Source organism: Streptomyces sp. NPDC001843 (assembly GCF_042891955.1).
Lineage (GTDB): Bacteria > Actinomycetota > Actinomycetes > Streptomycetales > Streptomycetaceae > Streptomyces.
This window is the reverse complement of the sequence record NZ_JBIATQ010000004.1, coordinates 1-14,396: the sequence shown is the minus strand read 5'-3', so window position 1 is coordinate 14,396 and position 14,396 is coordinate 1. Positions and strand designations below refer to the sequence as shown.

At 69.2% G+C, this 14,396-nt stretch carries 12 protein-coding genes, 1 rRNA gene and 1 riboswitch; of the genes, 1 reads left to right on the top strand and 12 read right to left on the bottom strand.

All coding sequences use genetic code 11. The features are described from left to right. Positions 1 to 40 precede the first annotated feature (40 nt). A complete protein-coding gene (gene gcvP / locus ACFYZQ_RS11445) occupies positions 41 to 2,926 on the bottom strand; it encodes an aminomethyl-transferring glycine dehydrogenase (protein WP_389144803.1) in 2,886 nt (961 codons plus the stop codon). Between the two features lie 176 nt (positions 2,927 to 3,102). Continuing rightward, a riboswitch (glycine riboswitch) is annotated at positions 3,103 to 3,198 on the bottom strand. A gap of 113 nt (positions 3,199 to 3,311) precedes the next feature. Between gcvP and ACFYZQ_RS11440 the strand changes: the two genes are divergently transcribed. Continuing rightward, positions 3,312 to 3,695, top strand: a complete 384-nt coding sequence (locus ACFYZQ_RS11440; RefSeq protein WP_389144800.1) for a PRC-barrel domain-containing protein — start codon at positions 3,312 to 3,314, stop codon at positions 3,693 to 3,695. 99 nt (positions 3,696 to 3,794) lie between these two features. Here ACFYZQ_RS11440 and ACFYZQ_RS11435 read toward each other — a convergent pair whose 3' ends face one another. From ACFYZQ_RS11435 to rrf, 11 genes are all read right to left on the bottom strand, one after another. Further along, positions 3,795 to 5,195 carry a DNA polymerase IV gene (locus ACFYZQ_RS11435; RefSeq protein WP_389144797.1) on the bottom strand — a complete coding sequence of 467 codons (1,401 nt, stop codon included), beginning with the start codon at positions 5,193 to 5,195 and terminating at the stop codon, positions 3,795 to 3,797. 90 nt (positions 5,196 to 5,285) lie between these two features. Beyond that, positions 5,286 to 5,969 carry a MerR family transcriptional regulator gene (locus ACFYZQ_RS11430; RefSeq protein ID WP_389144795.1) on the bottom strand — a complete coding sequence of 228 codons (684 nt, stop codon included), beginning with the start codon at positions 5,967 to 5,969 and terminating at the stop codon, positions 5,286 to 5,288. A 264-nt stretch (positions 5,970 to 6,233) separates the two neighbouring features. Next, positions 6,234 to 6,707, bottom strand: a complete 474-nt coding sequence (locus ACFYZQ_RS11425) for a bifunctional nuclease family protein (protein ID WP_026253112.1) — start codon at positions 6,705 to 6,707, stop codon at positions 6,234 to 6,236. Positions 6,708 to 6,792: 85 nt separating this feature from the next. Then, positions 6,793 to 7,530, bottom strand: a complete 738-nt coding sequence (locus ACFYZQ_RS11420) for a MerR family transcriptional regulator (protein ID WP_389144792.1) — start codon at positions 7,528 to 7,530, stop codon at positions 6,793 to 6,795. Between the two features lie 43 nt (positions 7,531 to 7,573). Then, entirely contained in the window at positions 7,574 to 8,389 is an 816-nt protein-coding gene (locus ACFYZQ_RS11415; protein ID WP_389144789.1) for an FHA domain-containing protein, read from the bottom strand. A 193-nt stretch (positions 8,390 to 8,582) separates the two neighbouring features. Continuing rightward, a complete protein-coding gene (locus tag ACFYZQ_RS11410) occupies positions 8,583 to 9,452 on the bottom strand; it encodes a DUF881 domain-containing protein (protein ID WP_389144786.1) in 870 nt (289 codons plus the stop codon). 5 nt (positions 9,453 to 9,457) lie between these two features. Further along, complete coding sequence (locus ACFYZQ_RS11405) at positions 9,458 to 9,790, bottom strand: small basic family protein (RefSeq protein ID WP_003988855.1); 333 nt, start codon at positions 9,788 to 9,790, stop codon at positions 9,458 to 9,460. Beyond that, the gene (locus ACFYZQ_RS11400) at positions 9,787 to 10,626 is read right to left on the bottom strand and encodes a DUF881 domain-containing protein (RefSeq protein WP_389144784.1); all 840 of its coding nucleotides are present in this window, start codon (positions 10,624 to 10,626) and stop codon (positions 9,787 to 9,789) included. Before ACFYZQ_RS11400 ends, ACFYZQ_RS11405 begins: the two co-directional genes overlap by 4 nt. 167 nt (positions 10,627 to 10,793) lie before the next feature. Continuing rightward, entirely contained in the window at positions 10,794 to 13,289 is a 2,496-nt protein-coding gene (locus ACFYZQ_RS11395; protein ID WP_389144781.1) for a sugar phosphate nucleotidyltransferase, read from the bottom strand. Between the two features lie 116 nt (positions 13,290 to 13,405). After that, complete coding sequence (locus ACFYZQ_RS11390; RefSeq protein ID WP_389144778.1) at positions 13,406 to 14,014, bottom strand: CDP-alcohol phosphatidyltransferase family protein; 609 nt, start codon at positions 14,012 to 14,014, stop codon at positions 13,406 to 13,408. A 108-nt stretch (positions 14,015 to 14,122) separates the two neighbouring features. Continuing rightward, a 5S ribosomal RNA gene (gene rrf, locus ACFYZQ_RS11385) occupies positions 14,123 to 14,239 on the bottom strand. Positions 14,240 to 14,396: the final 157 nt, after the last annotated feature.

The window sequence follows — 14,396 nt, the reverse complement described above, 5'->3', positions numbered from 1 at the left end:
GAAGGCCCCGCCCAGGACGGACGGGGCCTCACACGCTCTCTCAGTCCTCGTAGGCGTCCAGCGGCGGGCAGGAGCAGACCAGGTTCCGGTCACCGAAGGCCTGGTCGATGCGGCGCACCGGCGGCCAGTACTTGTCGGCGGCCGAGGCCCCGGCCGGGAACACGGCCTCCGCCCGGCTGTAGGCGTGGTCCCACTCGCCGCCCAGCGCGCCGGCGGTGTGCGGGGCGTTCCGCAGCGGGTTGTCCTCGGCGGGCCACTCGCCCGTGCCGACCTTCTCGATCTCCGCGCGGATCGCGATCATCGCCTCGCAGAACCGGTCCAGCTCGGCCAGGTCCTCCGACTCGGTCGGCTCGATCATCAGCGTGCCGGCCACGGGGAAGGACATCGTCGGGGCGTGGAAGCCGTAGTCGATGAGCCGCTTGGCCACGTCGTCCACGGACACCCCGGTCGCCTTGGTCAGCGGCCGCAGGTCGATGATGCACTCGTGCGCGACCAGGCCGCCCGGGCCGGTGTAGAGCACCGGGTAGTGCGGCTCCAGTCGCTTGGCGATGTAGTTGGCGGACAGCACGGCCACCTGGGTGGCCCGCTTGAGGCCCTCGCCGCCCATCAGACGGACGTACGCCCACGAGATCGGCAGGATGCCCGCCGAGCCCCAGGGCGCGGCCGAGATCGGGCCGACACCCGTCTCGGGCCCGGCCGCCGGCTGGAGCGGGTGGTTCGGCAGGTACGGCGCGAGGTGCTCGCGCACGGCCACCGGGCCGACGCCGGGACCGCCGCCGCCGTGCGGGATGCAGAACGTCTTGTGCAGGTTGAGGTGCGAGACGTCACCTCCGAAGTGCCCCGGCTTGGCGAGCCCGACCAGCGCGTTGAGGTTGGCGCCATCGACGTACACCTGGCCGCCGGCCTCGTGGACCTGTGCGCAGATGTCGGCGACGTGCTCCTCGAAGACGCCGTGCGTCGAGGGATACGTGATCATGAGCACGGCCAGCTCGTCGCGGTACTGCTCGATCTTCGCGCGCAGGTCCTCGACGTCGATCTCGCCGTCCTCGGCGGTCTTGACGACGACGACCTTCATGCCGGCCATCACGGCGCTGGCGGCGTTGGTGCCGTGCGCGGAGGACGGGATGAGGCAGACGGTCCGCTGGTCGTCGCCGTTGGCGCGGTGGTAGCCGCGCACGGCGAGCAGGCCGGCGAACTCGCCCTGCGAACCGGCGTTGGGCTGCAGCGACACCTTGTCGTATCCGGTGACCTCGGCGAGACGTTCCTCCAGCTCACGGATGAGCGTGAGGTAACCCTGTGCCTGCTCCGCGGGGGCGAAGGGATGCAGCTGCCCGAACTCCGGCCAGGTGACCGGCTCCATCTCGGTGGTCGCGTTGAGCTTCATGGTGCAGGAGCCCAACGGGATCATGCCGCGGTCGAGCGCGTAGTCGCGGTCGGCCAGCCGGCGCAGGTAGCGCAGCATCGCCGTCTCGGAACGGTGCTGGCGGAAGACCGGATGGGTGAGGTATTCGTCGGTGCGCAGCAGGGCCTCGGGCAGCGTGTCCCCGGTCACCGCGTCCAGTGCCTCGATGTCCGCGTCGGTCCCGAAAGCCGACCACACGGCGGCCAGCCGGTCCCGGGTCGTGGTCTCGTCGCAGGCGGCCGAGACATGGTCGGCGTCGACGAGCCGCAGGTTGACCCCGTTCTCCCGGGCCGCGGCCACCACCTCGGCGGCCTTGCCCGGCACCCGCGCGGTGACCGTGTCGAAGAACGCGCCGTGCACGACCTCGATCCCGGCCGCCCGCAGACCCGCGGCCAGGAGGGTGGCGTAGCGGTGGGTGCGCCGGGCGATGCTCCGCAGGCCCTCGGGGCCGTGGTAGACGGCGTACATACCGGCCATGACGGCGAGCAGCACCTGAGCGGTGCAGATGTTGCTGGTGGCCTTCTCCCGGCGGATGTGCTGCTCACGGGTCTGCAGCGCCAGCCGGTAGGCCTTGTGCCCGTCCGCGTCCACGGACACGCCCACAAGACGGCCCGGCAGGCTGCGGGCGAACTTCTCGCGCACCGCCATGTAACCGGCGTGCGGGCCGCCGAAGCCCATCGGCACACCGAAGCGCTGGGTCGTACCGACCGCGATGTCCGCGCCGAGCTCGCCCGGGGAGGTCAGCAGGGTGAGTGCCAGCAGGTCGGCGGCGACGGTGACGAGCGCCCCGAGCCCGTGGGCCTGCTCGATGACGGGCCTGATGTCGCGTACGGCCCCGGAGGCGCCCGGGTACTGGATCAGCACGCCGTTGATCTCACGCTCGGCGACCTCGGCCGGGATGCCCTCGCTGAGGTCGGCCACGACGACCTCCACGCCGGTCGGTTCGGCGCGGGTCCGGATCACGGCGACGGTCTGCGGCAGCACGTCGGCGTCGACCAGGAAGAGGCCCTTCTTGTTCCTGCCCATGCGCCGGGAGAGCGCCATCGCCTCGGCCGCGGCGGTGCCCTCGTCGAGCAGCGAGGCGCCGGAGGTCGGCAGTCCGGTGAGCTCGGCGACCATCGTCTGGAAGTTCAGCAGGGCCTCGAGCCGGCCCTGGGAGATCTCCGGCTGGTACGGCGTGTAGGCCGTGTACCAGGCCGGGTTCTCCATGACGTTGCGCAGGATGACCGGCGGCGTGAAGGTCCCGTAGTAGCCCAGCCCGATCATCGAGCCGAGGACCTGGTTGCGGTCGGCGAGGGATCGCAGTTCGGCGAGCACCTCGGCCTCGGTGCGGGCGCCCGGCAGGTCCAGGGCGTCGGCGTTCTTGATCACGTCCGGTACCGCGGCGGCGGTCAGTTCGCCGAGTGAGCCGTAGCCGACGTGCGCGAGCATCTTGGCCCGCGCCTCCTGGTCGGGGCCGATGTGGCGCTGCTCGAACGGAATGCCCTGTTCGAGCTCGGAGAGCGGAGTGCGGTGGGCGGTCATTGCGGAGGCCTCCTGGTCTGACGCGACCTTCGAGGGGCACCCCGGTACGGATACCCCGACGGCCTCCCCCTCTGTCATCTCGACCTGAGAGCTTCACCGGGTCGCCCGAAGGTCCCGGCTTTCACCGTCGGTGAGAGCGGAAGCCGTCGAGACACCGCCCTGCTTTCCAGAGTGACCTCGTCCGTGCGGTACGTGGGCCTGAGAGATTCCGGGGAGGAGTTGCTCCTTCGGCGCCTCCGATGGTGTCCGGAGGACTCTCCCGCACGGGGTCAGCAGCCGCTTGCCAGCGTACCAGCGAGGTCAACGTGTGAGCCTCGAGTGGCCGCCTTCCTGAATGTGCTCTTTTGTAGTGCTAACGGATGAGTTGCGACCAAGAGGAGGGACCGTGCGAACCGATATCGATCCGCGCCACCTGATCGGCCGCAAGGCGTTCGACCGGAACGGCGACAAGATCGGCACGATCGACGAGGTCTACCTCGACGACGCGACCGGCGAGCCCGAGTGGGCGGCCATACGCACCGGGCTGTTCTCCAGGGACGCCTTCGTCCCTCTGGAGCCCAGCGAGCTGATCGACGGCGCCCTGCAAGTCCCCTTCGACCGGTCCCTCATCAAGGACGCACCCGACTTCGGCGTCGGCCGCCATCTCTCCCCGGAGCAGGAGCTCCAGCTGTACCACCACTACGGCCTCGACGTGAGCACCTCTCCCCCACTCCCGGACCACGACTTCGGCGATCTCGCGGGCACGGACGAGACGGCGGGACCGACGTAGCAGCCGGGGGCACGCCGCCCGCCCAGGGCTGCTCCCGCTAGGGCTGATCCCGCTAGGGCTGCTCCTGCTAGGGGCTGCTCCCGCCATGGTCTGCTCGCGCTATGGGCTGCTCGCGGCGCCTCGGGCCCCCTCGTCCCGCGCACCGCCCCGGAGGCCGCTCGACGCTGCCCCGGCGGTCAGCGGGAGCGGGTCCGCCGGTTCCAGGGCCGGATCCTCGACCCTGAAGGTCCGCACCCGGCCGGGCCCCGAGTCGGGGGTCTCGAAGCGCACGGTGACCCGCCCGAGGCCGCTGCCCTGCACCCAGCCGTGGCCGAACTCGGTGTGCCGTATGTCGTGCCCCGCGGGCCAGCGCCGTTCGGCCGGCGTCGGCTGGTGCTCGGCGGAATCGGTCACCACCTCCTCCGCCGCCGCCGTTTCCGTCAGCTCGCCCGCCGCCTGCGCGAACAGGTCCTCCTGGGTGTAGTCGGCGAGCCCGGAGACCCCCACGCCGAGCAGCCGTACGCCGCCGGTCGTGTCAACGGAGTCCAGCAGCCGGGCCGCCGCCTCCCGCACCACCGCCGGATCGTCCGTGGGCCCGCGCAGGGTCTCGGACCGGGTCAGCGTCGAGAAGTCGTACCGCCGTACCTTCAGCACGATGGTCCGTCCGGACAGCCCGGCCCCGCGCAGCCGCCGCACGCACCGGTCGGCCAGCCGCTGCACCTCCAGACCGACCCGGACCCGGTCGTGGATGTCCACGTCATAGGTGTCCTCGACCGACACCGACTTGGCCTCCCGCTCCGCCACCACAGGACGTTCGTCGCGTGCCAGCGCCATGGCGTACAGAGCGTGGCCATGAGCCTTCCCCAGCAGCCGTACGAGTTCGTCCTCGCCCGCCTCGGCGAGTTCGTCGACCGTGGTGATACCGGCGCGTCGCAGATGGTCCCCGGTGGCCGGGCCCACCCCGGGCAGCGTGCGCACCGGCATGGGACCGAGCATCGCCCGCTCGGTGCCCGGCTCGATCAGTACCAGCCCGTCCGGCTTGGCCTGCTCGGAGGCGATCTTCGCGAGCATCTTGGAGGCGGCGAGTCCCACCGACCCCGTGAGCCCCGTGGCGGCCCGGATGTCCGCGCGCAGCCTCGCTCCCGCCAGTCGCGCCGACTGCTCGTCCCAGGCCGTTCCGCCGGCCTCCAGGTCCACGAACGCCTCGTCCAGGCTGAGCGGCTCCACGAGCGGGGACAGCGCCCGCAGCAACGCCATCACCTGTTCACTGATCGAGCGGTACAACCCGAAGCGCGGAACGAGGTAGGCCGCGTTGGGGGCGAGCCGACGCGCCTGCGCCATCGGCATCGCCGAATGGACTCCGAACACCCGCGCCTCGTACGACGCGGTGGCGACCACTCCGCGCGGCCCGAGCCCGCCCACGACGACGGCCTTGCCGCGCAGGCTCGGCTTGGACGCCTGCTCCACCGAGGCGAAGAAGGCATCCATGTCGAGATGCAGGATCGTGGGCGCGTTTCTCACATCTCCGATGCTGCACCACACCACTGACAACGCCCGGCCGGCCGGCGCACCGGCGGCAGCGCATCCTCCGTCGCCGGACGGCGGCCGCGCTCAGACCGCCCTGTTGCGCCGCCGCGCCAGCTCGTCCGCGGGGTTCTGGCCGACGAGGGTCTCACCGGTGTCGATGCGCTCCCCGTGCAGTTGGGAGAGCGCGCTTTCCACGTCTCGCCACACCACTCCCACGGCGATTCCGAAGATCCCCTGACCGCCCTGCAACAGGGCGTGGACCTCGTCGGGGGAGGTGCATTCGTACACCGTGGCGCCGTCGCTCATCAGCGTCATGCGTTCCAGGTCACTGAAGCCGCGTTCTCTGAGGTGCTGGACGGCGGTGCGGATGTTCTGCAGTGAGACACCGGTGTCCAGAAAGCGCTTCACGATCTTGAGGACGACCACATCGCGGAAGCTGTACAGACGCTGCGTGCCCGACCCGTAGGCCGGCCGCACGCTCGGCTCGACCAGACCTGTGCGGGCCCAGTAGTCGAGTTGGCGGTAAGTGATCCCGGCGGCCGCGCAGGCCGTCGGTCCGCGGTAGCCGATCTGTTCGGACGCCATGGACGCCGCCCCTCCGCCGTTCGGCACGGCCGTCGGCCGCTTCGGGACGGGATCTGCCGCGCCGGCATGAGGGGGGTACCCCCTGCCCGAGCGGAGCCGAGCGCTGGGGGAAGGGTACGGACCGCTCTCCCCGAAACCGCGTCCGGGGGCACCCCCAGCCGTACCGTCGCCGCTGCTTCTCACGCCGACCTCCGTCCTTGACCTGCCTTCTCGACGGTAGGCAGTCACCAGGGGTGCGTCAACGATCGCCACACTCGGCACGCCGAGTGATAATCACCCTAAGAGTGGTTTCCCGTGCCCCACCGCGGGGAAAGGCTAGCCGAATGCGCTGGCGGGGAACGTCAGGACGCTCTCGTCGGCCCTGGGCGGGCACCGCCGCAACTGCGGTCACACGCCGTCAAGGGGCCGGTCACGGACCGCGTGTCCGCCACCGGCCGCCCACCGCTCTCACTGGCTGCTGGTGCCGAAGTCCTCGGGCGAGATCTGGTCGAGGAACTCGCGGAACTTCTCCACCTCGTCCTCCTGCTCGTCCGGAATCGCGATGCCCGCGTCGTCGAGCACCGTGTCACTGCCGTAGATCGGCGTTCCGGTGCGCAGGGCCAGCGCTATGGCGTCGGACGGGCGGGCGCTCACCTCGACGCCGCTGGCGAAGACCAGCTCCGCGTAGAAGACGCCCTCACGCAGGTCCGTGATGCGTACTTCGGTGAGCTCCTGACCGACGGCCTCCAGCACGTCCTTGAACAGGTCGTGGGTCAGCGGTCGTGCGGGGGCCATGCCCTGCTGGGCGAAGGCGATCGCCGTGGCCTCCCCCGGCCCGATCCAGATGGGGAGGTACCGGTCGCCGCCCACTTCACGCAGGAGCACGATCGGTTGGTTGGAGGGCATTTCCACCCGGACACCTACGACATCGAGCTCGTTCACACAGCAACCCTAGGCCGTGCCCGGGACGTTTGGGTAGTCGGGCCGGGAACGGGTGCCCGATCCGGCCTCCGCACACCAGTACCGCTCAAGGCAGCCGCACCCCGAGCGCGGTCTGCACCAGAGCCGCGTGCAGCCTCACCGTGAGCGCTGCCAGCTCCCTCGTACGGGCCTCCGCATGCGCCCTGGTCTGCGGATTCCGGTGGCGCTTGAGCGGGGCCACCACCTGGTCCACCAGCCCGGCCTCACGGTCGGCGGCGGCCTTCATCACCCGAAGATGGCGCGGCTCGATACCGAACCGACCCAGTTCCGCCACCAGGGAGGCAACGGTGACGGCCTCCGCGTCGTACACCCCGCCCTCCAGGGGAGTGAGGAGTCCGTACGACTCCCACTCCTCCAGATCGCTCTCGTCGATCCCGGCGGCCGCCAGCAGCTCGGCCCGCCCGATCCGGGCCGCTGTGGGCCCCTCGGCGGGCTGGAGCACGGACTCTCCGTCGCGCTGGCGCCCGACGACCGGCAACTGCACGGCCTCACCGCGCTCCATCGCGTCCAGGTGCTCCCGGATCACCTTGAGCGGCAGATAGTGGTCCCGCTGCATCCTCAGGACGTGACCGAGGCGCTCGACGTCCCCGGCGCTGAACTTCCGGTAGCCCGAGGGGGTCCGCTGCGGCTCGACCAGCCCTTCCGACTCCAGGAACCGGATCTTGGAGATCGTGACTTCGGGGAACTCGTCACGCAGCGCGTTCAGCACCGTGCCGATGCTCACCAGCCCACTGTCCGTGGCGGCGGTGCCGTGCCCGGCACCGCCGCTCGGTGTTCGAAGCATGGACCTTCCCTGGGGGTTCCCCCGGACGGCGTCCGGGGGATGGTCAGATGCCCTGCCGGCTCGCGTAGAACACCAGCCGGTACTTGCCGATCTGCACTTCGTCACCGTTCGACAGGGCGACCTGGTCGATCCGCTCCCGGTTGACGTACGTACCGTTCAGACTGCCGACGTCGGCCACCGTGAAGGAGCCGTCCGGGGAGCGCCGGAACTCCACGTGCCGACGCGAGACCGTGACGTCGTCCAGGAAGATGTCGCTCTGCGGATGACGTCCGGCCGTGGTCAGCTCGCTGTCCAGCAGGAAGCGGCTGCCCGAGTTCGGCCCACGGCGCACCACCAGCAGCGCCGAGCCCAGCGGCAGCGCGTCGACGGCCGCCTGCGCCTCCGGGGAGAGCATCGGCGTCTGGCCGGTCGCCTCGGCGTCGTAGGCCTCGAGACCCGAGATGGAGATCGTGGACGTCGTCTCGGACGCACGCTCCGGCACGGCTCCGGGGCGCAGCGGCGCGCCACAGTTGGAACAGAAGCGGGCGTTGTCCGCGTTGCGGTTTCCGCACCTCGTACACACCACTGCCGACATGGACGGATCCTCCTGCCCCGCCGGAGCGCTGGACGCGTACGGGCCGGAGGTAAACCCTCCACCCGTACCTGAGGTTGACGGTTGCCCGAAACCTATGCCGCCGGACTGGGCAGGGTCAACAGACGGCGCGCCCTGACCTCCGGAAATGTCACCGCCCGGACCAGCGACCTGGTCACGGAACAGCGGGCGCTGACCCTCTGCGTCAGGCTGTGCGCGATGGCGGGCGGTCGCGTTGTCGCTGCCCTCTCGCGCGCTCTTGCCGAACAACTTCGCAAACAACTTCACGGGCGATTCCCCTTGACCGAAACAGACCCGCCCGTGGGGCAGGACGAACCCTGATTGCCTACACCGGCCGACCCGGACACCCTCACAACGTCCGTGGCCACCAGACAGTTTCCACCACGCACCACCCCTTCGGTACGCCGACCCCCCGCAACCTCATGCCCCTGTCCGACGTCCCCCATGCACTCTCGGTTCACTATGAGGACGACCGAGCGTAGTCAGGCTGCTTCGCCGGTCGCAAGGCATCCACGACGATCTTGTTCGACCGATCGACGGTCACGGTGGCCTGCTCCTTCTCGAGAGTCTGCACCACGCCTCCGGGGATGTTGAGGGCCGGTTCCAGGTCCTGCGGCTTGCCGATGACCTTGAAACGATAGGGGGAGTTGATCTTGTTCCCGTCGACGCTCACACTCTTGCCGGAGTCGGTGAGGTACGTCCCGGCGACGACCCGCACACCGTTCACCTGGATCGCCTCCGCGCCGGCCGCGCGCAGTTCCTGGATCGCGTCGAGCAGCATGTCCGCCTGGACCGTCCCCTTCGTGTCGTCGATCGTCATCGTGATGCCGGGACCCTCGGCCGCCACGGTGCCCGCGAGGATACCGAGTTGCTTCTCCTTCTCGGCGGTCTGCTTGCGCGCCTCCGCGGCCTGGTCGGAGCTGCTCTGCAGCTCCTGCCGCTGCTTCTCCAGTCCCTGCTTCTCGTCCTCAAGACGCTGAGTACGGTCGTCCAGTTCATCGAGGATGCGAACGAGATCCTCCTGGCGGGCACCGCGCAGGGCGCTGTCACTGTCACTGTTCGACGCCACCTGCACGGCCAGCCCGAAGCCGAGACCGAACAACAGCACCGCGACGATCAGTTGGGCCCGGCTGACGCGCGGCGGCCACAGCCCCTGGACCAGGCGCTGCCGACCGGTCAGGGCCTGCTGAGGCCGCTGCTCGGCGGCCTCCTCGGGCAGGGGGGCCGAAGCCGGCACCTCGGCGGGCACTTCTGCGGGCGCTTCGGCGGGCACCTCTGCGGGCAGTTCCTTGCGCAGCCTCTTCTCCGGCTGCTCGTCCTGGTTGCTCATCGCCGTCACGCCCGGAACACGTGCCGCCGGATCGCCGCGGCGTTGGAGAAGATGCGGATACCGAGGACCACCACGACACCGGTGGACAACTGCGCGCCCACGCCCAATTTGTCGCCCAGGAACACGATCAGCGCGGCCACGACCACGTTGGACAGGAACGACACCACGAAGACCTTGTCGTCGAAGATGCCGTCGAGCATGGCCCGCAGACCGCCGAAGACGGCGTCGAGCGCCGCGACGACGGCGATCGGCAGATAAGGCTCGACGACCGCCGGAACCTCAGGACGGACCAACAGGCCGGCCACGACTCCCACGACGAGGCCCAGTACGGCGATCACGATGTGCCCTTCTCAGTGCTCGGCTGTGCTGTACGTACGATCACACTCGGTGCTGCGGGCAACCGGACGTCGCTCTCCGTGGAAATGCCGGTCCGGATGCCGTAGTTCTCTTCCAGGGCGTGCAGATACAGCCCGTCTGCGCTGTTCTGGAACCTGGTGCTCAACTTCTTCCCGTCCCCCACCGCCAGGACCGTGTAGGGCGGCACCAGCGGCTTGTTGTCGACCAGTATCGCGTCCCCCGCGGCCCTGATCGCCGACAGGGTGGTCAGCCGTTGTCCGTTGATGGAGATGGCCTCCGCGCCCGAGGCCCACAACCCGTTCACCACGCGCTGCATGTCGCGGTCCCGCACCCGGCCGGTGTCGGAGAACCCCGAGGTCTCGCGCGGATTGCCCGCCTGGCCGCTCGAGGCTTCCTTGGCGTCGTTCACGACGAGCTTGACGCCGGGCCCGTGCACGGCCGTGGCACCCGACAGGACGCCCACCAGATCCGCCTGCCCGCTGCCGCCGCTCTTCTCCAGCGCCGCCCGCTGGCGGGCGCTCACGTCGTCACGCAGCTTGTCCACGTCGCTCTCGAGCCTGTCCGCCGACGACGTCTCGCTGTCGATACGGTTGATCAGCTCTTGGCGCTCCTTGGCGACCACCGGCGCCGCCACATGCGCCTGCGCCGCGCCCACCGTCACCACGAGCGCGGCGAGGACCAGGCCGGCGGCGAGGCCCAGCTTGGCCCGCAGCGTCTTCGGTACGCCGCCGGCCTCCCCGTGGGCCTTCCGCCGGGCCGCGGCCTCGGCGTACCCGTCGTCCAGGCTGTGATCCATGACGTTGGTGATCAACGACATGGAGGCATCCGGACGCGCGGGCCGCGAGGATGTGCTCCGAACGGGGGATTGCTGCGGCATGCCGCACATCGTCGCATGTCGCGACCAGTACCTCCGAACGGCCCCTGCACGTGCCGGACAGGCCCCCTTGGGGAACGCTTGTCCGGCACGCGCGCGTGCGGCGGTCTTTACCTTCCGGCGCTGTCCACGACGGCCGACCACTCGTCGAGCAGGGCCTGCGCGGACGCGTCGTCCGGCCCTTCCGCCCACAGGTGGGTGACCGCCTCGGCCGGGTCGGGCAGCACCATCACCCAGCGCCCGTCGGTCTCCACGACCCGTACGCCGTCGGTCGTGTCCACATAGCGGTCTCCGGCGGCCTCGACGACTCGCCGCATGACGAGACCCTTGACGGCCCACGGAGTCGCCAGGTCCCGCTTGAGGACGTGCGCACGCGGAATACGGGCGTCGATCTGGCTGAGGGTGAGCTGCGTCCGCGCCACCAGCCCGATCAGCCGCACGAAAGCAGCCGTACCGTCGTAGACGCTGCTGAACTCGGGGACGATGAAGCCGCCCTTGCCGTCACCGCCGAAGATGGCCCCTTCCTCGCCTCCCACGCGGGTGAGGTCGTCGGGGGACGTGGTGGTCCACTCCACCTGGGTGCCGTGGTAGGCGGCGACCTGCTCGGCGATCCTGGTCGTGGTGACCGGGAGCGCGACACGGCCGCTGCGCCGCTCGGCGGCGACGAGGTCCAGCATCACGAGCAGTGCCCGGTCGTCCTCGATGATCCGGCCCTTCTCGTCGACGAGCGACAGCCGCTCGCCCACCGGGTCGAACCGGACCCCGAACGCCGCCCCGGAGGACGCCACGATCTCTCCGAGGCGCTTCAGCCCGGACCGCCGCATCTCGCCGGTCTCCGTCGGCCTGGACTCGTCGAGGCCCGGATTGATGGTCAGCGAGTCCACACCGAGCTTGCCGAGCAGGCTGGGCAGGACGAGCCCGGCACTGCCGTTCGAGGCGTCCACGACCACCTTGAGCCCCGACTCGGCGATCCCCGTGGTGTCGACGTTCCGCAGCAGCGATCCCGTGTACGAGTCGAAGACGCTCGCCGGGAAGTGCAGATCACCGATTTCGCCCGGGAACGCGCGCCGGTACTCCTGCCGCGCGAACACCCGGTCCAGCTTCCGCTGGCTTCCCTGGGAGAGGTCCGCCCCGTTGCCGTCGAAGAACATGATGTCGACGGAGTCCGGCACACCGGGCGAGGTCCGGATCATGATGCCGCCGGCGCTGCCCCGCGCGGTCTGCTGCCGGGCCACGGGCAGCGGTACGTTCTCCAGGTCGCGTACGTCGATGGCGCTGGCCTGGAGCGCGGAGATCACGGCGCGCTTGAGCGCACGGGCACCACGGGAGTGGTCACGGGCCGTGGTGACGGTGGAGCCCTTCTTGAGGGTGGTGGCGTAGGCGCCGGCCAGCCGCACCGCGAGTTCGGGCGTGATCTCGACGTTCAGGATTCCGGTGACACCGCGGGCTCCGAAGAGGTGCGCCTGGCCCCTGGACTCCCAGATGACCGAGGTGTTGACGAAGGCACCGGCCTCGATGGTCTTGAACGGGTAGACCCGCACGTTGCCCTGGACGATCGATTCTTCGCCGATCAGGCACTCGTCGCCGATGACCGCGCCGTCCTCGATCCGGGCGGCACGCATGATGTCGGTGTTCTTCCCGACGACACAGCCCCGCAGGTTGCTGTGCTGCCCGACGTAGACGTTGTCGTGCACGACGGCCTTGTGCAGGAAGGCACCGCTCTTGACGACCACGTTCGACCCGACGACGGTGTGCTCGCGGATTTCCGCGCCGGCCTCGACCTTGGCGTAGTCGCCGATGTAGAGCGGCCCCCGGAGCACGGCGTCGGGGTGCACCTCGGCGCCCTCGGCCACCCATACGCCCGGGGAGATCTCGAACCCGTCGATGTCGACGTCGACCTTGCCCTCCAGGACGTCGGCCTGCGCCTTGACGTAGCTCTCGTGGGTACCGACGTCCTCCCAGTAGCCTTCGGCGACGAAGCCGTAGATCGGCTTGCCGTCCTTCATGAGCTGCGGGAAGACATCGCCGGACCAGTCGACGGGGACGTCCGGCTCGACGTAGTCGAAGACCTCGGGCTCCATGACGTAGATGCCCGTGTTCACGGTGTCCGAGAAGACCTGTCCCCAGGTCGGCTTCTCGAGGAACCGCTCGACCTTGCCTTCCTCGTCGACGATGGTGATGCCGAACTCCAGTGGATTGGGCACACGCGTCAGACAGACGGTGACCAGCGCGCCCTTTTCCTTGTGGAAATTGATCAGCTCGGTGAGGTCGAAGTCGGTCAGGGCATCGCCGGAGATGACGAGGAAGGCATCGTCCTTCAACGCCTCTTCGGCGTTCTTGACGCTTCCGGCGGTACCGAGTGGCTTCTCCTCATTGGCATACGTGAGCTCCATTCCGAGCTCCTCGCCGTCACCGAAGTAGTTCTTGACGAGCGATGCCAGGAACTGCACGGTAACGACGGTCTCGCTGAGCCCATGCCGTTTGAGCAGCCGTAGCACGTGCTCCATGATCGGGCGGTTCGCCACGGGCAGGAGCGGCTTGGGCATGCTCGAGGTCATAGGGCGAAGGCGAGTGCCTTCGCCACCGGCCATCACGACGGCCTTCATGTCGGAAGCGTCCTCCTCTAAGAGACGACGGTCCAGCCGACTTCACCCGTCCAGATTGTCCCGCACTTTTCCGCCAGGGGCCATCTCAAGCCACTACGTCCGGACAATCGGCGGGTTCAACCGGCCACGGCGTCCGCGCGAACCAGGCGTCGGACTTGGACCACGTAGAGCACTCCTGCCCACCAATAGAGGGTTGTACCCCATCCTGCGAACGCCCATCCGAAAATAGCAGCGAGTGACGAGATCCATCCGCTTCCGTCACTGAGCAGCAACAAGGGGAAGGCATACATCAGGTTGAAGGTCGCCGCCTTACCCAGGAAGTTCACCTGCGGTGGCGGATAGCCGTGCCGCCTGAGGATGCCCACCATCACCAGGAGAACCAGCTCTCGCGCCAGGAGCACCGCGGTCAGCCACGCCGGCAGGATCTCACGCCAGGTGAGCCCCAGCAGCGTCGACAGCACGTAGAGCCGGTCGGCCGCGGGGTCGAGCAGCCGGCCGAGGCTGCTGATCTGGTTCCAGCGTCGCGCCAGCTTGCCGTCCAGATAGTCGCTGATCCCGCTCAGCGCCAGCACGAGCAGCGCCCAGGTGTCGCTCTTGGGCCCGCCGAACTCGGGCCTGAGGATCAGCCACAGGAAGAGCGGTACGCCGAGGAGCCGCGCCATGCTGAGGATGTTCGGGATGGTGAGGACCCGGTCTGTCTGGACGCGGGTCTCCTGGACCTCCACCCGGGGGCCTCCTGTGCGAAACGTGCCGACGATGCTCCCTGACCTTACCCCAACGCAAAAAAGCTCCGGCTCCTGGGCTGGTGCCCAAGAGCCGGAGCTACAAAAGGAGTTCGGCGGTGTCCTACTCTCCCACAGGGTCCCCCCTGCAGTACCATCGGCGCTGTGAGGCTTAGCTTCCGGGTTCGGAATGTAACCGGGCGTTTCCCTCACGCTATGACCACCGAAACACTATGAAACTGACAACCGAACCATGTGTGGCACATGGGGCTGTTCGTGGTTTCAGAACCAACACAGTGGACGCGAGCAACTGAGGACAAGCCCTCGGCCTATTAGTACCGGTCACCTCCACCAGTTACCTGGCTTCCAGATCCGGCCTATCAAC

What these genes read in the sequence shown, in the direction of transcription:
- ACFYZQ_RS11420 (WP_389144792.1), bottom strand. Translation starts at nt 7,530, where the DNA reads ATGCTTCGAACACCGAGCGGCGGTGCCGGGCACGGCACCGCCGCCACG.
- gcvP (WP_389144803.1), bottom strand. Translation starts at nt 2,926, where the DNA reads ATGACCGCCCACCGCACTCCGCTCTCCGAGCTCGAACAGGGCATTCCG.
- ACFYZQ_RS11410 (WP_389144786.1), bottom strand. Translation starts at nt 9,452, where the DNA reads ATGAGCAACCAGGACGAGCAGCCGGAGAAGAGGCTGCGCAAGGAACTG.
- ACFYZQ_RS11395 (WP_389144781.1), bottom strand. Translation starts at nt 13,289, where the DNA reads ATGAAGGCCGTCGTGATGGCCGGTGGCGAAGGCACTCGCCTTCGCCCT.
- ACFYZQ_RS11400 (WP_389144784.1), bottom strand. Translation starts at nt 10,626, where the DNA reads ATGTCGTTGATCACCAACGTCATGGATCACAGCCTGGACGACGGGTAC.